Consider the following 25,464-nt stretch of genomic DNA (forward strand, 5'->3'; position numbering starts at 1 on the left):
CGTGTTTAATTCTTAATGTAAGAATACCGCATTTAACCTTTAAATTCAATCACTAATAGCCGATTTTTGGAGCCATAGTTCACGTAATAACCCGAGCATGCGCCCGAAATGATCGCTATCAGCATTTTGATGCCACTTAAACATAACCGCTTGGGGGTTCATCATTGCGGATAAATCAATGCTCGAGGTCGTAATCACCATATCAGCATCCATTAAATCCGCATCCGATTGACTAACATCCACATATAAAACACTATTCAAAGCGGTCATCAAGTCGAGGTATCCGAGGAAGGATTGTTCCGTCACAACCACCACCTTCACCTTATTCATCGGGGCAAACCGTTGAATCATCTGGCGTAAAGCGTTGTAATAACCACTAATTAATTCTTCCCGTAATCGGCCTAAAAACGATACTTTCGGATTGATTAATAAATAATCGACTGTATCTTCAATATTTTGTTTTAGCACCTCATTGGGCTTGAGATGCTCAACGCTTGCCATCATTTGTGCGGCAACCAGCGACGTGACATCTTGTTTAAACAGGTACGTGGTCATCGTCATCGAAACCATGGTTTGCACGAAGCCTTGATAATTTACATCATCTAAGTTGAGGTATTTCTTGATATCAAACGGAATTTGATCAATAAAAGCTGCTACAAACTCATAAATCGCTGGAATATACCGTTTATAGCGCGTTTCATCGGACGTCATATATGGATTAGCATTTTGAATCTGAATAGGTCCAAAATTAATGATGTCATACATATTGAATGATTCAGCCATTGCTTCTTCTTGCGTCATTTGCGCAAGAACGCTCTTAATCTGGAATGCTTGATCTTTAAAGGGCTCGTTTAGATATTCAGAAACCATATTGGGAACTGGATAACGGATAAAATCATCGTCCATTTCAGTTGAAACCATATGCCCTTGTAACAACCGGTAATACGTTATAACAATTGAATAGGCTCCCAGTTCACGTGTTAAAATATTCGGTTTTTCCAATTGAAACCGATTGACGGCAATGTCAAAGGCCTTAAGTGCATCTTCGCGATCAACTTCTTCAAAAGGCCAAGTGTGTCCTTCAGTTGCTATCCAGAATAACATCGTCAAGACTAAGCGAATTTTATTCTCATCGCCTTCCAACCGGAGGGGATCATAATAGATCCGAATATCAAATGAACGAATTAAGTCGCGTACCCCTTTTAAATGGCGCAATGCCGTTGCTTTGCTCGTATCGTGGGCTTCCCAGAATTCTTGAAAAGTAACAGTTTCGCCTTTTAATAGAATTTTGATAAAATCAAATGCATCAGACTTGTTTACTAAAAAATAGTGATAGGCATCTGTTGGCACACTAAACAATGTTTTGATATCATCGTCTTTTGACCCGGTAATTTCTTTTAAATCGCCAATAATACCCATATACATATTGTATAAACTACCGTAGCTGCGATTTAATAACATCGCTACTTGTCGCACATTGACCTCTTCAACGAGGGGCTGCTTATTACGCGACAGTTCAATTCGCTTTTTAACCGGTAACTCATCGCGTTTTAAGCCGACAATGTCCCTTAATAGGACACATTTATCTTTTTCCGCTTGTGTTAGAAAAATTCGCTCGCCTGCGTTCAACCCGATTCCTCCTAATGAAAATCATTATAAACAGTAGTTCATTCTATCATAAATTTGGTAACCCGTAACCGCATGAGCCAAAATCAAAGATTGCTTTTTACGACAGAAATGCTAGAATATTTAAGTGACGTTTGGTTATGGAACACCACATGTTGTATATCAATATGAATGAAAACCCATTTTATAGTCAAAAGAGGGAGACTGATGACATTGCTCGTACTTGCTGGCACAATTGGTGCAGGAAAAACTAGTTTAACAAAATATCTATCTGATCACTTGGGCACTGAAGCCTTTTACGAATCAGTAGATGATAATGAAGTATTACCATTATTCTACAAAGATCCAACTAAATATGCGTTCTTACTACAAATCTATTTCTTAAACAAACGCTTTAATAGTATCAAGCAGGCCTATACAGATGATAATAACGTCTTAGATCGCTCAATCTTCGAAGACTCATTACTCTTCCACTTGAATGCCGATCTTGGGCGTGCCACAGACACCGAGGTCCGGGTTTACGATGAATTGTTAGCCAACATGATGCAAGAATTACCCTTTGCTGCCCACAAGAAACGGCCCGATTTATTAATCCATGTGCGTGTGAGCTTCGAAACAATGCTTTCACGGATTCAAAAACGCGGTCGTTCTTACGAACAATTAGACGCCGATCCAACCCTCTACGACTACTACAAAGAATTAAACAGCCGTTACGATGCTTGGTACGAAGCCTACGATGAAAGTCCCAAGATGCAAATCGATGGCGACCAATTAGACTTCGTTGAAAACGAAGCTGATCGTCAAAAAGTCATCGAAATGATCGACGAACGGATTAAAGCCCTTAACGCACAACATTCAAAAGCTATCTAAATTAAAAAGCCTGGATTTTATCCAGGCTTTTTTTGTGGTTTGAAACCTCATATGAGCGAAATACTCTCCAAGATAAGCATTTTCTAAATTGCTTATTTAATTTAATATCCTTTCTCAACTAGCATTAACCATTATCGGCCACAATTGGATCTGGTGTCGATAATTCCCAAGTTGCATCGATGTTAAAGCGGCCTGGGCGCTGCGCAAATTGATCCGCTTTGGCATTATGGAATTTCAAATTAATATCGCTCTTATAAAACGGCATTGTTTTAACCGGTTGAATCGCGTCTAACTGGCTATCATTAGTTATCGTCTGTTGTGTGTCCAACGTTAACAACGGTACTTCGGGGCCTTTGAGTAAATCCCCTAAATTAACATTTTGACCAGGTTCCCACGTATCATCTGTACCAGTTTTCAAGGCATATAATTGAACATTAAAGTCGGTCGCATGACTTTGTAGTAATGGGTTAGCAATTGCATTCTGACCTGTCGTCGTATTCTTAACGACAACGCGCCAATTCAGATAGAACGGGTTTTCAACATTAAGTTGACCCTTAGCAATATTTTCTGGATGCTCTTTTGACGTTCCCAATTGATAGGTGCCAAAGTTAAAGATTTTGGGATAGTTGACTAGTAAATCGCCATGAACATTCAATGTATAGTTAACCATCGTATTAGCATACTTCGCTTTAATCTGCGCCGTCGACATTTCTGCCAAATTATCGCTGGCACTGGCAACAACGAACGAAAACTGATTCTTGTGCAGTAAATGCCACCCGATAAAAGCCTTCTTGATGGTCTGATTTGGCTTGAGATCATCTTGCACTTCATAGTCGCCCGAAATCGCACCACCATTATAAACCGTCTGATCATCATAATCACTGCCGTCCTTGGTTTTCAGATCTTCGGTCACATCTGCGATAGACAATTCAACTGTTTTACTTTTATTGGTCGTATTAGGCGGCAACGGATTTTGGCCATTTGGTGTGTATTTTTGCCACTTTTTACCATTTATCCGATACCACAGCACATTATCGGTCCCTGCCGGTTCATCAATTTTAAACGTATTACTAAACGCACGTCCATCCAATTGATGCATTGTTGCTGATGGCGGATCAATCGCGGTGTTATTGTTTAGCGAATATTCAAAAACATAGTTCGTCGCTGCATTTTCAGGACTAAAGTTAACCTTATTCGGTAAATCAACCGAAAGAATGCGCGGCACTTTGGTAGTGGGTTCTAAATCACCGGTGCCCGGAAACTGCCCATCTGTATTGAAGTTGGCTCCGAAAGCTTTGTCGATAGTCACGTTACCATTGAGATAAATATTATGATTCGTAATGACGTTCCCAGCAAAGCTATATCGAGTATCCCCCTCTACAATGACACTCGTATGCGGTGCCAGTACCGTGCCATTAAATGAATAGTTCTCTTCATTTGATTTATTGGCATTTAATGTGATTGAGGCATCCGAATTCCCATCAAGCGTATTAAAATTATTCAAAACATGCGCCGCCGTCTCGTATCGAGTAGCGTTATCATCAGCTGGGGTTAATTTCAGTCGTTGTTTGTACATTGCATAGCTCTGTGGATAATATTTATTATTGTCTGGCACCTGAGCTTGAACTTGTGCCGGTGTGTATGCATTGACACTGTAGGTGGAATTCGTTTCAAAGTTGAAACTCTTAAAATTATGAAAATTAAAAATAATATATGGTATTTTTTGTTGCCCTTGCGTGAAATTTAAAAGGTTGATTGATATTCCGGTTGCTTTCTGAAATAAACCATCGTTGGCTGCGCCATCAATATCAACTACCGCAACCCCCGTTTGCGTACTTGCGGTATTCATCTCAATATTAACTTGGATGACATCCCCTGGTATATCGCTGTTTAATCCTTTTCCATTAACGGCTTGACGATTTAACCCCACTGATTTTATCGGGTTCGAAAAAACAGACTGTTTATAGCCCGTGATATGCCCATCATTATCATATTCAGTGGCCGTTAAATTAGCATAATAGTCACTCACGTTAGTGACATTACTAATTGCCTGTTTTGCTGTGCTAACATGATTAGCTTTGAAATAGTCAATATCGCCTAAATAGCGTTGCTGATTCCCGATTGAATACGCCCGTTTTTTAAATACGTCAATTTTACTAGTATCCCACGGAAATATTTGTTTGTAATGGTCATCAGAGATAAGATCATGACTTGATTCGCCCATCACATAATGCAGCTCTTCGCCATGGGGCCCAACCAAACTATCAGACTGACTAAGAATTTTGACCATGGCATCCGAGAACGTGGTCGCTGAAACTATCGAGGGATCTAAATTAGTTGGTAAACGAACGTTTAGTTTTGCATCTTTAAAATGATTTAACACAGTATTCGGATACATATTGGTATCCTCAGTATCATTTACCGATGATCCCACCAAAAAATGGCCAGCGTAAAATTCGCCATAACTTTCCCCCACGTTATTAGGGTTAATAACCATATTCGTCCCCGCAAACATCGTGGCATCACTTGCCACCCCAAGTGGATAGCGTTGACTTGGCCGCTCAATGGTCCGCTGCCCCACTTTAACAGTTGGCGTTGGCTTAGACGTCGCGTGACTCTTATTTAATGGCGCACTGATTATCAGTAAACTGATTAAAAAAAATATTTTAAGAATGATAGAAATTCTTTTTTCCACTCATTTTCTCCTAATTAAATTTACACACCTTTAACAAATGACTACTTTACATTATATCTCACAACAATACAATCAACAATAAATTAATCACCTCGCTTTACCTTTTCATTTCGATATGTTATCATACGTTACTTGAGATTAAGTTCAACGAAAGAAGGATTCACTTTGAATAAATTGTTTAAAATATTTACGATTTCATCTACTGCCCTATTGAGCATCGTGAGTTTAACGCAAGCAACACCAACCCTTGCGGATACGGTGACAGATCCACTAGTATCGTCATCAACGGGAACTTTAAATATTACCGACGGTGCTGTTAAACTATCACAAATCAGTGATCTTAACTTTGGTGATGTCCCATATACCAACTCAACTATTCACCAACCATTATCTAAAAATGCTGCTAATAATAAAGACGCCAAAGTAGTTATCAATGATACAACCGCTGCTCAAAAAGGCTGGGCAATTACAGCCCACACAGAAGATGATACAGCTACATTAACCATCAACGGTAAGACAATTTCACCAAAGACCGATGTTACTGTTTTTGACAAGGCAACCGACGTTCAAGACGCCCCATATGGTGATCAAACAATTGCCATCAACCCTGAAACGACAAGTATCGATTTAACAAATACCCAAGCTAGAGCAAGTGTCCTTAAGCGTGCAGGAAAAATTAAGGTGGGTGTCACTTGGACACTTTCACCGGTAACAACCAAAGCTGCAAACTTCAACTCATAAAATAAACACTGCAAAAATCGTGGCAAAAATCTTTGCTACGATTTTTTTACGCGCTAAGTGCTACTCATTATGAAAGGAGCTACTATGCTTAAAAAATACCATTTCGCTTTAATATTCTTTATCCTAGCGCTTTTCGGCGCGCCACTTGCAGCATCTGCTGATTCTGCAGACTTTTCGATTAAAAAGGTCGACAGTGCCGAACAAATCCGTGAAGCCGACTTCTACAATATGCTAGTCTCACCTCAAGCAACCGCTAATCTCGTCGTTAATATTAATAACAACGCCCAACAATCCGCTGAATTCACAGTCAAACTGCATAATGGCGTTACAAATGACAATGGGCAAGTTGTTTATAGCAAACACTCAACTGCCAAAAAAGGCGCCCCCTCTTTAACAGACTTGAACAGCGCAACTCAAACCGTTACCATCGCTGCTAATCGCAGTCAAGACGTTACCATCCCGATTACAGCGCCTTCAACCGCTACCCCCGGAATCATACTAGGCGCATTACACGTCGAAAAGAAAGATACCCAAAATAACTCAGTTACAAAAGGCGCTCAAATCATCAATCATTTTGCAATGGAAATCCCGGTCGTTGTGCGCACGATGCCTGCTTCAACTCCCAAGTTCGATTTACAGTTACAACATGTCACCCTTGGTTTGGATACTAGCAAACGGCCGGCGATTTTAGCAAAGCTTGATAACAATAGTAACTGGGTGTTGGCCCCGTTAAAAATCGATACGCAGGTCTACCGCGTTGGCAATTCTAACCAAAAATATGTCGCTCACTACCAAAATCGCGAAATGGCCCCGAATTCTAGCTTTAATAGCAGTGTCACCCCGCAGGCAATCCTAAAACCGGGTAAGTACCGTTTAATGATGACCGCTAAATCCGGTAAGCAAGTTTGGCATTTTGATAAATATTTCACCATCAATCAAGCAGCCATCACGAAAACAACTAACAACGCCATTAAGCCACCGAAAAAAGCAGCCTCCTATCTCTGGATCATCATCGGTTTCCTACTATTGCTATTGATTATTCTCTATTTAGTGTACAAACTACACCAAAAGAATAAAGCACTTAAGCAAAATGCCGAATAATTCCTAGGTGATGCGCATTAGTTCCAGAATAATCCTTTCAAGTCGTGATTAAATTCAGTATACTGAATTTAGATAAACAAACTTAACGGAGGATAGTATTCATGCGGCCTTGGCAAAAATGGACATTAATTATTTTGACGCTCTTTTTAATTCCAATAATGTATTTTGAAAACCAATATTTTATGAAAGAGCAGTTTAAACAGTCTCAAAAGAATAGGCAGCAAGCAACCTTAAGTGCTTTTAACGACCAAGCAAGCGGCCAATACGCGGCCTTTAAAATCTACGCTACAGTCAAACCGCATGGCAAAATCTATTATTTCATCCCACAAAATCAAAATGGTGCTTTAATTGACCTACAGAAACAAGAAGTCGAACTCGGTAATCAACTTTACAAAAAAGCGCGGACGGAATCGCCAGATATTAGTCGCGTGACGCTATACGTCAGCTATACTGCTAATAACTTGCAAGACAACACGTATGCCTTCAAGCCGACTGCAGAAGCTTACGGTTTCGTAAAGTCGCGGTTTAAAACCCGCTATCAACGCTTATTTTCACAGACTGGGACTGAAGCCATTTATGACATGCAACACAATACAGCCGCGGTTTCGTTTAAAGATTTGCAAAAAGATAGCACAACCATTCCGATGATTCGTCAACTTGCGATTGATCAGCAATTACAAACACACGATTATACACCAGAACAACTCGCACAATTGGAAGCCCTCAATTTCCCGAGAAATGATCGAGCAACCAACTTTGTTTTCACGACCGATGGCTTAACGTTGAAATTCGCCAAAAACCCGCTTGGTATTGAAACGATTGCCCTTCCCATGGCAACGGTTGGGCCGTATCTCAATCCCGACTTGGTTCCAGAAGACAATCAAATGCCATCTAAAAAAACCGGTGCGAAAAAAATCGCCCTCACCTTCAATACAACATTAAAGCCTAGCGCAATCACGCATATCATTGATCAGTTAAACGATTTAAACATCAAAGCAACTTTCTTCACCACTGGTAAAGCGGCGAAAAAACACCCCGCACAATTGAAGCAATTGCTCAAAGCTGGCCATGTTGTGGGGACCCAATCTTACAACAACGATGATGACTTGGATACAATGACCGCACCAGAAATTGCCGCTAACCTCAAGCAAACCGATGCCGCCTACTTCAAAGCCAGTGGCCAATTGCCCCACTTATTACGGGTCACAACCGAAACACCTAGCCAGGATTTAACGGCCACTGCTAGCCGGGCGCTCATCGCGTGGAGTGTTGATTCAGAAGATTGGCGCCTAACTATTGATGCCCCGACGATTGCCAAAAATGTAAATGATCGGATAACAGGTGGTGATATCGTCTTGCTCCACACAAGTGACGCAACAATTGCGGCGTTACCCGCAATTGTTAAAGAACAAACCGCCCACAAACGGCATTTTGTTACTGTCAACGAGCTGTTCAAGCAACGCTTAACACCTTATCAACAATATTTCAAAGCTGGCGATCAACGATTGTTACAATAAAAAAAACGGCCCGACAAGTTAAGTTGTCGGACCGTTTTTTTATTAAATTAACTGTGCTTTTATCAGCTGGCCTTATTTATGTTTTGATAAATCAACTTTTTCTAATGGAATTACCTTAGTTTTATACCGTATTTTATAGTAACCATATAGCACGATAAATAATGGAATACTCATATAACTAATGCCAATTGCTGTCCAATCAAAACTCTTAAAGGCTTGTATATCTTGGCCTGCAATTACCAATAAACAAAGAACAAATGCGAAAATGGGGCCAAATGGGAACCACCGTGCGTGATACTTCAATTCGCTCAACTGATGCCCTTGTGCCTTGAACGCCCGCCGGAAGCGGTAATGTGATACAGCAATACCTAACCAAGCAATAAAGCCCGTTAACCCACTCGCGGCCACTAAGAATAAGTAAATCCGGGTACCAAAGATACTTGAAACAAAAGTTAGGCCCCCAACGATTGTTGTCCCAATCAATGCCATTACTGGCAGGCCGCGCTTGCTGGTCTTAGCGAAAATTTTTGCCGCATAGCCATCTTCAGCCATCGACCACAACATCCGAGAAGATGCGTACATCCCAGAGTTTGCCGCTGATAAGACTGATGTTAAGATGACGGCATTCATGACACTAGCTGCCGAAGCTAAGCCGGCACGTTTGAATACTAATGTAAAAGGGCTAACAGCGATATTCGTTTCACTAGCGCCTAATAATGAGTGGCTATCATAAGGGATTAAACAAGCAATGACGAAGATTGAAAGAATATAAAATAGCAAGATTCGCCAGAAAACTTGTTTGATGGCCTTTGGAATACTCTTTTCCGGGGTCTTTGATTCACCAGCTGTAATGCCAATTAGTTCCGTCCCTTGAAATGAGAATCCGGCAACGACGAAGACACTCAACATCATTGGCAACCCACCAACAAAAGGAGCCTTCTTATAAGTAAAGTTGCTCAAGCCAGTGCGATGGCCCCCCATAATGCCGAGGATCGTCAATAAACCAACCCCAAGGAAAATAATCACAGTCACGACTTTGATTAACGCAAACCAATATTCCGTTTCACCGAAGGATTTAACGCTTGTAATGTTAATCAAAAAAATTAATAATAAGGCGGCTAAGCTAAAAATCCAACCGGGCATATCGGGTAGCCAGAATTTAGTAACCAAGGCAGCAGTACTAATATCAACTGCCAGGGTGATGGCCCAATTAAACCAATAATTCCAACCTAAGGCAAACCCTAAGGCTGGATCTACAAAGCGGGTTGCGTAGGTTGAAAAGGAGCCGGAAACTGGCAAATACGTTGCCATCTCCCCTAAACTGGTCATCAAGAAAAAGACCATGATCCCAATGCCACAGTAGGCTAATAATGCCCCGCCCGGACCAGCCTTAGCAATCGCTGAACCACTTGTCACAAACAAGCCCGTCCCGATACTACCGCCCAAGGCAATCATCGAAAGATGACGTGTCTTTAACTCCCGCTTCATTTCATTTTCTGCCATAATACTTCGCTCTTTTCTCTATATTTTCAAGAAAAAGCCCTCAACCAGGTTTTTAGCAAACAAAAAAGTCTTTTTGTCTGCTAAAAACGACAAAAAGACTAATAGCCTCATAATATCCGTTGATAGCGCCCCGTAACATTGCGTTACGACAGTCCTTGATTTATTCAACCAAGTCCCAACATCAAAATGAATAAGCAAATTGACATTTCGGCAAATTCCCCTTTAATTATCCCTCATTACTGCTTAATCAGTTCAGGATAACGACTCATGGTTTTTGCGACCTCTTATCTTGTTAGCAATGAGTATACAGAATTCACGCAACCACGTCAATTATTTCTAGCAAAAAACCACGATTATCTCAATCGTGGTTGCCCTTTTACTTATTAATCTTGCGTGTTACGCGTTTTCCGCCATAAAAGAATGATTAATACCATGATAATCACAATCATAATCCCGATAATGACATATAACCACCAGTTATTGTTCTCTGGTAATTCAACGGCCTTTTCGTTATATTTTGCCACTTCTTGACGTGTAATCGCGAAATTCTTAGAAAGTATCCAGCGTCCCTTATTCGATGTTATGCTTAGCTTAATATTATATTTACCCGCTTTTAACGGTTGATTTTTTAAGTCAATTCCGTAATTAAAGTTTGAGTTAGGGGCCATTTCTAGGTCGCTACGTTTGCTCTGATATAATACCTTGTTTGAACCAACTTTGCGAATCTCACCATTGATTTTCATCTTACCAACTGAATTGGCCTTAGTATTTTGAAGATTGGCTAAAATGGCAGTATGACTATTCAGCAATCCGGCCTGCACCTTATTTAGCCGTAAACTAGGGTGCACCATTTCGTCTGATTCAGTTAGTTTAACTGCGAGAATGTAGGAATATTGATTAGTTAACGTGGCCCCACCTTTTCGTTCTAGCGCCTGATCAACTTGACTTTTAGTCGCTTGGGCGATATAAAAGCCCCCCAAAACCATTCCTTTAAACGGTTCAGTTGGGATGGTTAAATTAAACGTTACCGTCTGTTCACCATTCGCTGGTACTTTTACCCGTTGTGCCCCCGACATCATCTCGCTAAAGGAATGCTTTAACGAACTATCTCGTTTAGAATTGGTTCCTGTGTAATCAATCAACCCATTTTCATTGGTTGTCGCTGTCGTAGGTGTCACATCAAGCATTATCGGTTGAGTCCCACTATTTTGAACGCGTACTTGAATTTCTTGTTTTTGACCAGGAGTGACTTTTAAATCATAATAGCCCAAATCCGCATCTGTTTGATTATCAGGATAGACAGGCGTTACCGAATAAGTCACTTTCTCCGCCTGAACCGGTTGATGACTAACCATCAACATCAAGCCCAAAGTGGTCACCACCGCTAATAACAATCCAAATCGTTGCTTCATCGATCTCATTTTTTTCGCTACTCCTTCTAATTAAGGGCTGGGTGTTGATCCTTGCAGAATCCAATTAATCTCACCATGATAACTCCCTTTATATGCACTACTATTCACTTTCAAAAGGACCCCTTGATTATCACGCCAACTTACTGGGGTCGTTTCATCATCTGCCGTTGTTACCTTAGAAGCCACCTTCACTGGCGTCTTGCCGATAGCTGTTTGCTTGTTGTTACCATCGACATAAACGAGGCCCCCACTAAGTAATTTGCCGTCAGTATCCCGCTGTAAAGCGTTGGCGGTTACCAACAAAGTCCAATTAGAACCAGCACCACGGCCGTCTAAAATGGTAGGGGCCCAGTCAGTAGTGTTCCGTTGCGCCATAACATTCTGGCCTACTTCAACTGACTTATAACCAATTGTAGCATTAACCTTGCTAAAGGTTAAGGTCCCACCTTTAACTTTGAAGTGCACCGTTTTGACCACTGACTTCTCGTTATAGCCTGCATTTGTTACGTAGAACGTAATCGTATGGTCCTTATTTAGAGATAACCCCTTAGTCGGAATATTACTAATTAACTTCCCGCCAGTATTGTTTTGAGCAACTATTTGTTCAGCGCCATTATCAATCTTATAGTGCAGGGTACCAACCGCATGGGGGTCAATCCCAAACGACGATATTTGCTGCCATGTTCCATCAATATTAAGTGGTTGTCCCTTTTTCACCGTCACTGATTTGGCACTATCTTTCGCATTTTCCCAGTCGGTACTCAACGTTAGCTGGGGGACACTCGTGACATAGGCTGTTGTTTGTGTCGATTGACTAGCAGTCGTCCCCACCAAACTAATGTCATAACGACGCCCTAAATTAGTCGTCCCATCAGTTGGTGTCGGGCCCATGGCAGTCAACGTAAACGTTGTTGTAGCTGTTTTGCCAATCTGGATATCGCCTAAATCAACCCCTGTACTGTATTGCCCAATGTCTTTGCCAAAGAAATCAGTGTCCGTTGCAAACCGCTGCGATAGACTAGTTCCAGTTAAACTAAGTTGTGGGGTTTTAACTAAGTTAGTAGATGTCCCCTTTTGGGAAACCAACTGACCATTAACCTTTAAATCGTCTCCTGCATAGGCAACCCCACCAGCAGCATCTGATGTGCCTTCTACCTTATACCGTAATGCGACTTTCTTCCAAGCTGAACCACTCGTAGCAAGGTTATTCGCACTAATAACCCCGTTTAATTCTTCAAATGGTTTAGCTGGATTGGCTTTCGTCACTTCGGTACCATTTTTGTGGTAGATTTTATAACTTTGCGAAGTAGTTGGAATATTGGAAATACTCTTGAAAGCAACTTGATTTAATTCAGAGCTTTCACCAGTTTTACCTGTAAAGCCCCAGTAGACACTGGTTGTTCCAAATACGGTAGTTGGATCAATAGCGGCCTTTATCTCAGGAAGCCCTTGTAGTTGATAAGTTAAAATTTTGGTTGTAGCATTCCAACTGATTCTAAATTCATGCCAGCTACCATTTGAAAGATACGTATTCGTAGGTAATATTTGTAATCCTTGATGTTCTAACATACTTGTATATTGCTTATTACTGCTACCTATCCAAGGCGCAGTTCCAGAAACACCTATATAGTAATTTTTGGCATCGGATGGCAATCCATATGCAACGTGATTTGCATTAATCGGTTTTGTTGTAAATGAATATGTTGTCCCTAAGATACCAATTGATGATTTGTTATCTGGCGCTTCAGAAACATCCCAGTTATCATTTTGCCGTGTATCAAATTCTATAGCAAAGCTCTTCTGAATGGCATTTTTCAAAGAAACTGTGGAACTGCTCGATCCAACTAGCGGATCAGCCCAAACACCTAATTGTTGACCAGTTCCGCCTTTTTGAATCGTTTGCGTCCCTCGTGGATCATTATGCATCACAAAGGCCATGCCATCGGCTGCGCTAACCCCAGAATCTCCAAAGTTCAATAACATTGTCGCTGAAAAATCTTTACTTAAATCAATTTTATTATTTTCATTTGACCAGATTGCACCCGATTGATTTTTAGTATTCGGATTAATCTGAGTAACACCGTTAATGGGTAAGCTACTATTTGATCCGGCAGGCGGTGCTGCAAATAGATTTTCAATATTCGTAATGTGCTCAGGCACAGGGGCAATCGTTGCTTGAGCAGACTGATGCATCACAACGGTCATTGCAGTTAACATCCCGATGCCTAACAGAGTTTGCTTGACTATTTTATTAAAATGCATCATCAATCCCCCTCAATGCCAGTTTAATCAACTGTTACCTCAATCGATTTCATAATAGAAGTCAACTGAGGTAACAGCCCATTAAATGAGCTATTTTTAAATTCGTTTTCTTAGGCCTTAGGACTAGCTTTTAACGTCCATGTTAATTGACCTTCGTATTTACCGGCATATGCACCTGAAAGAACGTTCAAAGTTGATTTCGAAATGTTATAGTCCCAGTTACCCATTCCTTGATCTTTAGCAGCGGTAATAATATTCTTCGCAGCTGTATCAGTTAAAACAGCCTCTTTAGTATCTGAAACTGTTTTGCCATCATTATTTTGGCTAGTACCGTTAGCATTTTTTAATGTTAATGTTGAACCCGCTAATGTATGTGTCCCAGATGTAAATGGGGTTGTTAAAGCAACATCGACTGTATAACCAGCCCCAGTCCCACGGGAATCAGAAACCGAAACTGTCCCATCAGCAGTTTGATCCATTGTCAATGCTTGGTCCGTAATTTCTTTTGTCCCAAAGTCCAAATCTGGAACGGCCGTCAATTTTAGACTACCTGTGTCATCTGCTGGTGCTGTCAATGTCGCAGTTACCTTTGAAGTGCCTGATTGACCATCTGCTGCTACTGCCGCAAATGCTTGCCCTGAAATGGCTGTTAAACTTGTGACTGTCAATAAACTGCTTAATAATAATGTGTATTTTTTCATCCCGAATAACCTCTATTCAATTAGATTTTAGATTAACGGCACCGTTAATAGTTTAGGTAGATTGTTATTTAAGCCGCTATTAAGAGTAACACCGTTAATCTTTCGGTAATGATTGTATCACCTTGAAATTTCGTTGTAAACAATTTATTTTCAAAATAGTTAAATTTTATCATTAATTAATGACTTCACTTATGTACTATTATCAAAATAAAAGCACACGATTAACATCACTAGTGGTAAACCAGTATTAATCCTAATTTAAAGTACATTTTATGTAGTATAATGATCTATTTTTCAGTAGATACCGATTTTTAATGCTGTTAATAAATATTTTTTCACAATTCACTTAAATTCCTATTAACAGATAGCTCGGCATTGATTCAGTAAGGGTTTGTCAAGTTTAGACCAGATACTTAATTTTCTGAAATTCATAATCGATTAATTGAAAACTAATTTTCAATTTCAACATAAAAAAGCAATCCTAGCGCAGGATTGCTTTGACCTTATTTTAAACTTTTAATAATTTTCTGGATGAGTAATTCACGTTCTTCAGCGGATTGATTCCAATCAATCACTGGAATGGCTTGATGCCCAATTGTTTCAATAATTAAGCTAGAGACTGTTTGCTGTTTTAACTCGTTTGCCCACAGCATGTCTGCCTTATGGAACGCAGCATTGATAATCAGTGTCCCTTGTTTAGCAACTGGTTGAAAATCATTAAAGACTGTATCTAGCTTACCCGTATCTGGGTAAGACTTGATTTGCCCTTCTGTTGCCAACACAACATCATAGATTGAAACCTCGTCTGCTGGTCGTGCCAATTTAAAGCCCCCGCTATTACCAGAGACTGACTTAACTAGCCCAGCCACCACTAACTTACGAATAATCTTACGTAGGTAAGTTTGGGACCCACCTATGCGATGATGAATGACTTCAGACGAGATCGCATGTTCGGGATCTTGTGTCGCCAAAAGTACGATGATACAGGTTGCTTGTTCAAACGCCCGTGTTAAATGCATCAGTTCTATCCCCTTTTTAACAGTCGCGCACTACGCCTTTTGTGTCTTAATGAATGAACCAGAGGATTGACCTGCGTCTGCTTGTACCTCAAACCCATATTTTTCAAGAATGTGTGCAACTTTCTTAAAATCATCTCTGTCGAATGTACTGATATTACCATCAATGGTTTCAATTTCCAACTTATTGGCTAAATTGCAAAAGGCTTTCAATGCCAACTGTGCTAAACCGAGATTTTGAAAATCATAAACAGCTAACCGCGAAGCAGCACCCAACGTTTCAAGGACAGTAATATGCATTTCTTTTTTCCATTTATTAGTTTCAAATAAGAGTTGTGCTTGATAATCAACCGTTGAATGTCCAAAACGGTCGACGTTAGCATATGGTGTATAGACAAAAATCGAATTCGTTGATTCTTGTTGGCCATTTTCGCGATAGTCCGTATAAACAATGTACTGCTTAACTTTGTCATCATTAACCTGATTCATACTAGATAGAATCGTCAAATCTTCATTTGCCTCAATTTGCGCTAACTTCCGCGCATATGCTTGGTCGTTTTCGTTTGCCATTTGATTAACCCCCATTTGTCTTTCAAACCGATTATACCATAGGTTTCTCATTTAAACTGTGGTTTTTTTATTGTTATAAACATGGCATTTCATGATTTAAAAGGGTGCACTTTGCGACGGTAATACTGAACTTGTTGGCCACCTAAATAAGCGGGAAGTTGCGCTTGATAAGTTTTTTCAAACTGGGCTTTCTGCAAACTGGCTTGCGACGCTTGGTTGGTTAAAAAGCAAGCGGCATTAAAGGTCGTTACCCCCGTTTCTTGTGCATAAACTTGCATCGTTATTGGCAATACTGCGCTGATAATTCCGCGCCGTTGATACACCGGTAAGATGGCAAAACTTAGTTCGTAAGCCGCCACCGATTGCCCATCTGCACCCAAGGTTGGCGCTAGCATCAGCAAACCCTGTACCAGCTGTGTCGCGCGATCGACAATCGCCCAAGCATTGGCATCATTCATCAGCATTGTTAGAAAAGACTGGGCTTCTTGTCGCGATTGAAAAGCCGCCATATTCAGCTGCGTCACGATGGTTGGCTGACACCCAATTTGATAGACTACTTCAAGATCGGTGGGTTGAAAATGCCGTAATTCAGTTGTGGTAGTTCTAATCTGCATCAAGAACAACTCCTTTATCATATCAACCCTCATCGTAACGCACTTACAATGCCCCGCCAAGCAAATTCTTATATTCTCATTAACCAGGCGTATCATCATTGAAAGCCCCCAGTTTCTGAGCTACCCCTTGCAGGTGCCAAACTTTTTTAAAGTTCATGCTTGACTTTTAATGCGAACTACCGTAAATTGAATAACAATCATCAGTCATCTTAATTCAAACGAAGTAGTGCATTATCTGGGCGTCAGAAAGTCGGTGGTTGCTGCGAACCGATCAGGGTAATTGTTACGAAATACTGAATGGATGATGCGGCTAATTAACAGGACCGTTATCGCCTGTAAGAGTGGTGTGTGACCTTAAAATGACGCACTAACTGGGTGGTACCGCGGTTTCCAATCGTCCCTATTCGCATAAGCGAGTAGGGACTTTTTTTGTAACCTTTTTTCAGATTAACTCTACGGATTGAAAATAAGCATCAAGGAGGGATTTTCATGTTCAAATTAGCATCGTGCGGGGGAATCCTCCGTTACCAGTCTTTTGTCGCACAAGCCTAACGATTAACTTTAAAAGGATGCGATTTAAATGACAAAACACAAAATTAGTTTATTAGAAGCAAGTATTGTTTTACTCATACTCCTTGCCATCATGGGCAGCGGCGTGATTATTTTCCAACTTTCACCGCAAACCCCCGTTCTAACAGCAATTGCTCTTTTGATTCTATGGGCCCGTTGGCGGCACTTTAGCTGGGATATCATTCATTCTGGCATTGAAGATGGTCTCAAAAGTGGGATCATTCCTATTATTATTTTCATTCTCGTTGGCGCCTTAATCAGTATCTGGATTGCAGCCGGTGTCATTCCCAGTCTGATGGTCTGGGGCTTCAAAATGGTCAGTGTGCACTGGTTCATTCCCTCGATTTTCGTCGTCTGTGCGCTTGTCGGTAGTGCCATTGGCAGTGCCTTTACCGTGATTTCAACAGTCGGGATTGCCTTTTTCGGAATTGGGGCCACCCTTGGAATGAACACCACCATCGTAGCAGCAGCCATTATTTCCGGGGCAATATTTGGTGATAAGTCATCGCCACTGTCACAATCGACAAACTTGACCGCCGCCGTTACTGAAACAGATTTATTTGAACATATTAAGAACTTGATGTGGACAACGATTCCAGCCTTTGTTGGTTCATTAATTTTATACGCCATCATCGGCCATACCTCAAAAAATGTCTCCCTTGATAAAATTGGCGCAACGGTTACTGTTTTAAATGCCCACACGTCAGTTAGTCTATTAGCCTTGATCCCCATCGTTTTAATTTTCATTTGCGCCCGTTTAAAAATGCCCGCAATTCCAACGCTCTTTTTAAATATTGCCGTTTCGATTGGTTTAATCTTTTTCCATAACCCCCACACCCCAATTGCAAGCATTGCCAGTTACATTGAACAGGGGTTCGTTGCCCACACCGGCGATAAAAGTATCGATGCCTTGCTTTCACGCGGTGGCATTAATAGTATGTTGAGCACTGTCGCCTTAATCATCTTGACCTTAACCCTCGGTGGCCTCTTAATGAAGCTGGGGCTCATTGAACGCGTGATGGCGCCACTTGCAGCGCATCTCAAAACGCCTGGTCAATTGATTAGCGCCGTCATCGCTTCTGGAATTGGGGTTAACCTCTTTATTGGCGAAGAATTCCTTTCCGTGATTCTCCCTGGTAAAGCTTTTAAAACCACCTTTGAAAAATCAAACTTGAGCAATCTCGCTTTAGGACGCGCCCTTGAAGATGGCGGGACCGTAATCAACTACCTCGTTCCATGGGGGGTCGCCGGCGTGTTTGCCGCCAACACATTGGGCGTTTCAACTTTGAGTTACCTCCCATTTTGTTTCTTTAGTCTCTTATCACCAATCTTTTCAATTCTCAGTGCCGTCACTGGCATCGGTTTGAAGAAAAAAACCGCCTAAACCCAAAAAAAGGCCCAGGATAGTTTATCCTGGGCCTTTTTTTACATTAACTGCATTAGGAATTGACCACCATAGACTAATGCAAAACTATACACCGCAATCGAAGCTGGTTTGCATAAAATAATAATCCATGTGAATTTTTTCAATGACATTTCAGTCAGTCCAGCCATCAGACACAACACGTCATCTGGTGCGACGGGTAAGAAAATTGCAAGTGCGAAAAAGCGCGCAAAGTTTTTCTTTTCCGTAATCGTCCCGATATACTTGTCATACGTTTTTTCGTTGATGACGTGTAAGATGAACGGCTTTCCAAATTGTCGTGCTAATAAGAAATTCAAGATAGAACCAATTGCAATCCCGACGTAATTATAAACAAATCCCCAAAGTGGTCCGAATACCAAAACACCGGCAGCAGTACTGATGCCTCCCGGGATGACGGGGATCACAACTTGAATAATCTGAATTGTGATGAAAATCAGCGGACCAATTAGCACAGAATGCCCCAAGTAGTTCTGCAACGCAGTCGTGTTATTAAAAAGACCAAGCCGTGACCAATAAATAGCCAATGAAATACTCCCAATGAATGCCATGAGCGACGTTGCGCTAATTAAACGTCTTGAAATTGTCCTACTCATCCGCTGAATTCCTTTCAAGATTAATTTTAATTATAATTTACCACATTCAACGTTATTTTCTGTCAGTCGATAGTCTGATTTAAAAAATCTTAACTTTCTAAGAACGTCCGAAATGGTTTCAACCCTTGTGCATGATATTTCTCAACAAAGGCCGCTACTTTTGCCGGGTCCTGTGTTTGAGCATCAATCACGAGTTGTTCTACCGGCAATGGGCGTTCGTTGGCAATCTTAACATCAATCACAACCGGTTTTTTCGTACCTTTAGCAGCAGCAAAGGCCGCTTTCAATTCAGCTAACGTCCGCACCGTGAATCCTTTGGCGCCCATCGCCGTAGCTGCTGCCCCGTAATCGGCATCCTGGATCGCAACGCCTGAATGTGGTTGGCCTTTGTCATCTTGTTCAGCTTCGATGAACCCAAATGATTCATTACTTAGCACAACGTTGATGATTGGCATTTGATATTTAACTTGCGTAATAATGTCTTGCATGACCATCGTGAAGCCACCATCCCCACTGATTGACCAGATTTGACAATCAGGATAAGCCGCTTGGGTGCCAATGGCCGCTGGCACTGCGCAGCCCATTGTTGCATACCATGCCGACAATGTCATTCGTTGGCCCGGATGCATCTTCAAGAACCGCACCCCGTCAATTGAGACATTCCCAACGTCGAGGTTAAAAATCGCATCATCGGTAGCCATCTCGTTGATTTGTTTGAAGACCGGTTCCACACGCAATGGCGTTTGATCGTCGTCTTCAAAACTAGCTTGCCATTCATGCCAGTTTTCTTTATTAGCAAGAGCTGCTTTGTAAAAGGCAGATTTTTCAGCAACTGGTTCACTTGCCGTTAGCAATGCCTTTAAGGCCGTCTTCGCATCCGCTAAAATCCCGACGTCGACATGGTGTCTGTGCCCCAATTTAGTAGGATCGATATCAATTTGAATGAACTTCGCATCTGGTTTGAAGAAATACTGACCGAATTCGTAATTACTACCTACAAACAAGATTAAATCCGCAGCTTTCGCCAAATCAACGCCCGGTTTAGTTGCAACTCGCCCAGCTGAAACCATGTAAGCCGGATGATCATCGGCAACAATCCCTTTGGCAAGCGCAGAGGACATCATTGGAATCCTTAATCGATCAGATAAAGCAACCAATTCTTCTCCCGCAGCACGTGCACCTTGGCCAAAATAGATAATAGGCTGTTTGGCGGCTTGAATTAATTGTAAGGCGCGATCAATATCGGCACTTCTTGGTTCTGGATAATTCCCTACTTGGAATAAGTTTGCGGTTGCTTCGAAATTATCTTCAATCGGTTCCCAACCGAGGTTGGTGGGAATCGTGACAACTGCTACACCACGGTGTTTATAGGCTTGTTGAATGGCTTGGTCAACGACAAGCGGCAGCTGTTCAGCCGTCATCACCGTTCGATTATAGACTGCCACATCAGCAAACATTGGGTTTTCATTCATTTCTTGGAAATAATCGGTATTCATTACATTTGTAGCGACTTGCCCAACTAACGCCAACACAGGTACATGATCGTATTTCGCGTCATAGAGACCATTTAACAAATGAACTGCCCCAGGACCGGCAGAACCAAATACGGCGGCAATCTTGCCGGTTACTTTGGCTTGGCCGGCAGCAGCTAGTGCACCAACTTCTTCATGGCGCACTTGAATGTAACGCATAATCGCTTTTTGATTATGGAGTGCATTCATCGTTGAATCAAACGAACCCCCGGGTAACCCAAAAATATGGTCAATTCCCCAGTCCGCCATAACTTTTAACATTGCATCTGATGCGTTTATTTTCTGTGCTACCATTGATAAAGACCTCCTGATGATTTTACATTTCACTTACTTAAGTATACCGCTTAAAATGAAAGCGGTACAAATGATATGTCTTTTTTTAATTTTGAAGGCTGGTAAAAAAAACCATTTTTTGGTATGCTTGCACTGAGCTAGATAATAATGATTATAAATAACTAACTTTAAATTTTTATTTGGAGGTTCTGAACATGGCAATTACACCTATAGATGCCCAAGATGTTTTTAAAGATGCTGGCGAGAACATCATTTTCGTCACCCAGAAATTAAAGCGGCAAGCTGTCGAAGCTGACAAAGCTGCCGTTACTGAATTAGCAGCGCGAATTCCCGCCATCATTAATAGTATGAATATCCGTTATCCAGATGCCCATTTACGCGTGGCATTCGGCATTGGCTCCGATGCTTGGGATTACTTATTCCCGAATGCACCAAAACCAAAGGAATTGGAACCTTTTAAAGCAATCCCGAGTCCTAAACATGATGCTGTCGCGACCGGCGGTGATCTTTTCTTTCATATTCGGGCCAAAGAAATGGCGGTTTGTTATGAAGTACTGGATCAAATGATGCAATTCATTGCCGATAATGCCACAACGATTGATGAAACACACGGATTCCGTTACTTCGAAGGGCGCGCGATTATCGGCTTCATTGATGGTACTGAAAATCCAGCGATTGATGAAACCGCTGAATACGCATTAGTTGGTGATGAAGATCCAGAATTCATCAACGGTTCATACGCTTTTGCACAGAAATATATTCATGCCATGGACAGCTGGAACCATACTTCAACGGAAGAACAAGAAAAAACAATTGGCCGGAAGAAGTTTTCCGATTTAGAACTGCCTGACGACGAAAAACCCACCAACGCGCACAACGTCGTCTCACAAGATAACGAAGGCGGTGTGGAACATAAGATTGTTCGTATGAACGTCCCATATGCCAATCCAGGTGAGAAAATAACCGGCACTTATTTTATTGGCTATTCTCGTACATGGTCAGTGACAAAACGCATGTTAACCAATATGTTCGTCGGTAAACCTGCCGGCAATTATGATCATCTACTAGACTTTAGTGAACCAACAACTGGGGCTTTATTCTTCATCCCATCCAAAACCACCCTAGCAAAAATAGCAGACGGCGAACTATAAGCTTTAGCGCTGAACATTAGCTTTTTCATGCACGCAATCAATCGGATTGCGTGTTTTTCTTTTACTTTTTAAGCCAGTTAATTGACTTAACGGCCATCTAATTGGTACACTACACTTACTAATAATAAGAAAAAGAGGCTATTCATATGTCAGAAACAATGCACGCCGTTGCTATCCAACAATATGGCGACGAAAATCAACTTGAAATGATTACTTTACCAATCCCGACAATTGGCGAGCACCAAGTCCTTATCCAATCTAAGGCCACAGCCATCAACCCTATCGACTGGAAATTACGTGAGGGCCATCTCGCAAGTATGTTCCAATGGGAATTCCCAATCGTCCTTGGCTGGGATCTTTCGGGTGTTGTTGTTGCCGTTGGTTCAGCCGTAACAGAATGGCACGTTGGCGATGAAGTTTTCGCACGACCTGCAACTTCCAATCGTGGTACGTATGCCGAATACGTTGCTGTTGACGACAACTTAATCGCCCCCAAACCAGCTAACGTCACTTTTGAAGAAGCAGCTGCCGTCCCATTAGCTGGTGAAACCGCTTGGCAAGCACTCTTTGACCACGGCCACCTACAACCAGGAGAAACGGTCCTTGTACAAGCTGGTTCAGGTGGGGTGGGTTCATACGCCATTCAATTTGCAAAAGCAATTGGCGCCCATGTTATCACGACAACGAGTGCTAAACACTTTGATCTTGTTCGTGAACTTGGCGCTGATGAAATCATTGATTACCGAACTGAAAAAGTTGCCGATAAAGCTCACAATGTCGATCTCGTTATCGACACGATTGGAGGGCAAGGGCAAGTTGATGCATGGGCTGTTCTCAATCCCGAAACGGGTCGCCAAATTTCAATTGTCGGTCAAGCCCCTGAAACAGCAGCCAGCATTAAAGATACCAATATGACTTTCGAAGCGATTTGGCTAAATCCAGATGGTGCCGAACTGAAAAAAATCGCCGCATTAATGGCAGATGGTAAGGTCAAATCAATTATCGATACCGTCTTCCCATTTTCCGCTGAAGGCTTAATAAAAGCTCATCAGCTAAGTGCCACAAACCACTCGACTGGGAAAGTCGTCATTAAATTCTAGATAAGCTCCCAACACCGTTAATCAAATTAGCGGTGTTTTTTTAATTATTTAGGCAAAAATAACCGTGATGGCCGTCAACCATCTTATTTCGGAGATTTTTAAAAATAAATTGATTTCAGGTATTAATTAATAGTATAATCTATCTACGAAGTAAGGGAGGCATTATCATGGAAAGAACGTATCAATCACGCGCGGCATTAAAAAAAGAAGTTAAGTCACTATTTACTGGTCATTGGGGGAAGGCCGTTACATTGAACGCTATCCCCACTCTGTTGTCAATTATTGGGGTGATCATTATCGGCGTATTCTTGATGGCTATGTTGGCCATCTTCGCAACCACCGCCCCTTCGATGGTTAGCAATGAACCTTTTTCAGGTCATTCGTCCGGTAATAGTTTTGCCGGCCAAGTTCCAAGTTTCATTTTGGGGCTCATCACACTTGGTATCAATTTTACTTTCTTAGATTGGCTTCGTTCTAAAGATGCTGATTTTAGTTCGCTCAAAGGTGCCTTCAGTGTTTTCTCAAAACGCTATTTCTTGGGGGCTTTTCTAATTCGTATTTTAGCTGGCATATTCATATTTCTTTGGACGTTATTATTTATTATTCCAGGGATCATCAAGCGTTATGCCTATTCACAAGCCCTCTATATCTTTAAAGATTTAACGGATAGTAATCCACAAGCTGACGTTAGCTTTTTAGACTGCTTAACCAAGAGTCGGGCATTAATGAACGGTCATAAGTTCCGCTTTTTCGTCTTACAACTAAGTTTCTTAGGTTGGGATATTTTAGCTATCCTCTCACTTGGTATTGGCTTTTTCTGGTTAAATCCTTATAAAAATGCCACTTATATGGCTTTTTATAAAGACTTAGCTGGCGATCAATTTTTACAAACGCCTGCTGCAAAAGCAGCAACTGACGCAGTTCCTGCCGAAACAATTTAAACGCATCAAAGACGCCATCAATCAGGCGTCTTTTTTTGTATTATAAGGTGCTTAGCGGTAAGCTTAGCTTAATCATTTTTATTCAGAAAGGATCCCATCTATCATGACTAGTAATCACCAAATTCAACTGAATTCCGAACACAATTGGCACGCAGTGACCGGTGAAATCCCTACGCCGCAACCTAAAGAGTTACTCATCAAAGTCATGGCAAGCAGCCTCAACCCCGTCGATCTTAAAAGACGCGCCGTCACGACAACGATTCTCGGTTATGACGGCTACGGTACTGTTCAAACAGTCGGCACCGCCGTCACTCATTTCCACCCTGGAGATATCGTTTTCTATGCTGGTAGTACTCAGATTGATGGCAGCTTGCAACACTATCAATGTGTCCCAGAAGCAATTTGTGCGCTCGCCCCCACTTCGATTAGTGCCGCAGAGATTGCCGGCTTACCACTTGTTTCGCTAACTGCCTATGAATTACTTTTCGAAAAACTCGGTTTTACCGCTAAACAAAATGCCAATTATGGTCAATCCTTGTTAATCATTAATGGCGCTGGCGGAGTTGGTTCGCTCTTAAGCCAACTTGCTAAGTGGGCTGGGTTAACCGTTACTGCTACAAGTAGCCCCACGCATTTCGCTTGGCTTAAAGCAAACGGTGTTGATCAACCGTTGGATTATCATTCGCCAAGTGCGCTAGCTAACTTAGCTGGGCTTTTCGACAATGCATTTGATGCCATCGCCGTCCTTTATGATATTGAAAGCTATCTCCCTGAGGTTGCACGCTTGATTAAACCATTTGGACAGGTCGGCACGATTGTCGGCAATGCCCATCCACTTGATCTTGCACCGCTCAAACCCAAATCAGCGTCGTTTTCATTCGAGTACATGTTCACCAAGACTGACTTTCAATACCAGACTGCCAGCCAAGGTGCCATTTTGCAGCAAATCGCACAACTAATCGATGCACAACTTCTGCATCCCATCACAACCGCCCACTACAACGGCTTAACGGTCGCTAATCTCCAAACGATTACTGATAAGCTATTAGCTGGCCATACGACTGGTAAACAGGTATTGGTCTACTAACTATCAAAAAGCCGCAACCAAAATTGGTTGCGGCTTTTTGATTTAGGGCGTTGGTCCTTTTTAAACCCAACGGTCATCGTGTTAGTGGGGATTGATCCCACACATCAATCATCCATTTGGTAATTCACTTTTGAAAGCGAAA

20 protein-coding genes and 1 riboswitch are annotated in these 25,464 nt (G+C 41.6%); of the genes, 9 read left to right on the top strand and 11 right to left on the bottom strand.

Annotated features, from left to right (window positions below; all coding sequences use genetic code 11):
• Positions 1-45 precede the first annotated feature (45 nt).
• Positions 46-1,629 carry a helix-turn-helix domain-containing protein gene (locus tag J7Q78_RS00050; protein WP_208422732.1) on the bottom strand — a complete coding sequence of 528 codons (1,584 nt, stop codon included), beginning with the start codon at positions 1,627-1,629 and terminating at the stop codon, positions 46-48.
• A gap of 204 nt (positions 1,630-1,833) precedes the next feature.
• Between J7Q78_RS00050 and J7Q78_RS00055 the strand changes: the two genes are divergently transcribed.
• Positions 1,834-2,496 carry a deoxynucleoside kinase gene (locus tag J7Q78_RS00055; RefSeq protein ID WP_154242847.1) on the top strand — a complete coding sequence of 221 codons (663 nt, stop codon included), beginning with the start codon at positions 1,834-1,836 and terminating at the stop codon, positions 2,494-2,496.
• A 124-nt stretch (positions 2,497-2,620) separates the two neighbouring features.
• On the opposite strand, the gene J7Q78_RS00060 is transcribed toward J7Q78_RS00055, so the two are convergent.
• Positions 2,621-5,191 carry a hypothetical protein gene (locus J7Q78_RS00060; protein ID WP_235688015.1) on the bottom strand — a complete coding sequence of 857 codons (2,571 nt, stop codon included), beginning with the start codon at positions 5,189-5,191 and terminating at the stop codon, positions 2,621-2,623.
• Between the two features lie 165 nt (positions 5,192-5,356).
• Between J7Q78_RS00060 and J7Q78_RS00065 the strand changes: the two genes are divergently transcribed.
• The 3 genes from J7Q78_RS00065 to J7Q78_RS00075 all read left to right on the top strand — a co-directional run bounded on the left by J7Q78_RS00065 (position 5,357) and on the right by J7Q78_RS00075 (position 8,550).
• Positions 5,357-5,932, top strand: a complete 576-nt coding sequence (locus tag J7Q78_RS00065) for a WxL domain-containing protein (RefSeq protein WP_208422731.1) — start codon at positions 5,357-5,359, stop codon at positions 5,930-5,932.
• Between the two features lie 84 nt (positions 5,933-6,016).
• Positions 6,017-7,033 carry a DUF3324 domain-containing protein gene (locus J7Q78_RS00070; RefSeq protein ID WP_208422730.1) on the top strand — a complete coding sequence of 339 codons (1,017 nt, stop codon included), beginning with the start codon at positions 6,017-6,019 and terminating at the stop codon, positions 7,031-7,033.
• Positions 7,034-7,134: 101 nt separating this feature from the next.
• A complete protein-coding gene (locus J7Q78_RS00075; RefSeq protein WP_208422729.1) occupies positions 7,135-8,550 on the top strand; it encodes a polysaccharide deacetylase family protein in 1,416 nt (471 codons plus the stop codon).
• 72 nt (positions 8,551-8,622) lie between these two features.
• On the opposite strand, the gene J7Q78_RS00080 is transcribed toward J7Q78_RS00075, so the two are convergent.
• The 7 genes from J7Q78_RS00080 to J7Q78_RS00110 form a co-directional block, all read right to left on the bottom strand.
• Positions 8,623-10,053 (bottom strand): amino acid permease, encoded by a 1,431-nt coding sequence (locus tag J7Q78_RS00080; protein WP_208422728.1) that lies wholly within the window; start codon positions 10,051-10,053, stop codon positions 8,623-8,625.
• 116 nt (positions 10,054-10,169) lie between these two features.
• Positions 10,170-10,347: riboswitch (Lysine riboswitch) on the bottom strand.
• An 89-nt stretch (positions 10,348-10,436) separates the two neighbouring features.
• Entirely contained in the window at positions 10,437-11,474 is a 1,038-nt protein-coding gene (locus J7Q78_RS00085) for a DUF916 and DUF3324 domain-containing protein (protein WP_208422727.1), read from the bottom strand.
• A gap of 21 nt (positions 11,475-11,495) precedes the next feature.
• Positions 11,496-13,727, bottom strand: a complete 2,232-nt coding sequence (locus J7Q78_RS00090) for an L-type lectin-domain containing protein (RefSeq protein ID WP_208427743.1) — start codon at positions 13,725-13,727, stop codon at positions 11,496-11,498.
• Between the two features lie 110 nt (positions 13,728-13,837).
• Complete coding sequence (locus J7Q78_RS00095) at positions 13,838-14,428, bottom strand: WxL domain-containing protein (protein WP_208422725.1); 591 nt, start codon at positions 14,426-14,428, stop codon at positions 13,838-13,840.
• 503 nt (positions 14,429-14,931) lie between these two features.
• Positions 14,932-15,447 carry an Rrf2 family transcriptional regulator gene (locus J7Q78_RS00100; protein WP_154242855.1) on the bottom strand — a complete coding sequence of 172 codons (516 nt, stop codon included), beginning with the start codon at positions 15,445-15,447 and terminating at the stop codon, positions 14,932-14,934.
• Positions 15,448-15,477: 30 nt separating this feature from the next.
• Positions 15,478-16,014, bottom strand: coding sequence for a hypothetical protein (locus J7Q78_RS00105; protein WP_208422724.1), 537 nt, complete (start codon positions 16,012-16,014; stop codon positions 15,478-15,480).
• A gap of 89 nt (positions 16,015-16,103) precedes the next feature.
• On the bottom strand, positions 16,104-16,628 hold the full coding sequence (locus J7Q78_RS00110) for a GNAT family N-acetyltransferase (RefSeq protein WP_235688016.1): 525 nt from the start codon (positions 16,626-16,628) through the stop codon (positions 16,104-16,106).
• 580 nt (positions 16,629-17,208) lie between these two features.
• Between J7Q78_RS00110 and nhaC the strand changes: the two genes are divergently transcribed.
• Positions 17,209-18,582: a Na+/H+ antiporter NhaC gene (nhaC, locus tag J7Q78_RS00115; RefSeq protein ID WP_208422722.1), complete on the top strand. Its 1,374-nt coding sequence runs from the start codon at positions 17,209-17,211 to the stop codon at positions 18,580-18,582.
• A 41-nt stretch (positions 18,583-18,623) separates the two neighbouring features.
• On the opposite strand, the gene J7Q78_RS00120 is transcribed toward nhaC, so the two are convergent.
• Positions 18,624-19,217: a TVP38/TMEM64 family protein gene (locus J7Q78_RS00120; protein ID WP_154242859.1), complete on the bottom strand. Its 594-nt coding sequence runs from the start codon at positions 19,215-19,217 to the stop codon at positions 18,624-18,626.
• A gap of 89 nt (positions 19,218-19,306) precedes the next feature.
• A complete protein-coding gene (gene spxB, locus J7Q78_RS00125) occupies positions 19,307-21,043 on the bottom strand; it encodes a pyruvate oxidase (protein ID WP_208422721.1) in 1,737 nt (578 codons plus the stop codon).
• A gap of 194 nt (positions 21,044-21,237) precedes the next feature.
• Between spxB and J7Q78_RS00130 the strand changes: the two genes are divergently transcribed.
• The 4 genes from J7Q78_RS00130 (at position 21,238) to J7Q78_RS00145 (ending at position 25,322) form a co-directional block, all read left to right on the top strand.
• Entirely contained in the window at positions 21,238-22,194 is a 957-nt protein-coding gene (locus tag J7Q78_RS00130; protein ID WP_208422720.1) for a Dyp-type peroxidase, read from the top strand.
• 158 nt (positions 22,195-22,352) lie between these two features.
• The gene (locus tag J7Q78_RS00135) at positions 22,353-23,294 is read left to right on the top strand and encodes an NADP-dependent oxidoreductase (RefSeq protein WP_208422743.1); all 942 of its coding nucleotides are present in this window, start codon (positions 22,353-22,355) and stop codon (positions 23,292-23,294) included.
• Positions 23,295-23,461: 167 nt separating this feature from the next.
• Positions 23,462-24,235 (top strand): DUF975 family protein, encoded by a 774-nt coding sequence (locus J7Q78_RS00140; RefSeq protein ID WP_208422719.1) that lies wholly within the window; start codon positions 23,462-23,464, stop codon positions 24,233-24,235.
• A 103-nt stretch (positions 24,236-24,338) separates the two neighbouring features.
• A complete protein-coding gene (locus J7Q78_RS00145) occupies positions 24,339-25,322 on the top strand; it encodes an alcohol dehydrogenase catalytic domain-containing protein (RefSeq protein ID WP_208422718.1) in 984 nt (327 codons plus the stop codon).
• Positions 25,323-25,464 lie beyond the last annotated feature (142 nt).

This window comes from Latilactobacillus fragifolii, assembly GCF_905332535.1.
In the GTDB taxonomy this organism is placed as follows: Bacteria; Bacillota; Bacilli; order Lactobacillales; family Lactobacillaceae; genus Latilactobacillus; species Latilactobacillus fragifolii.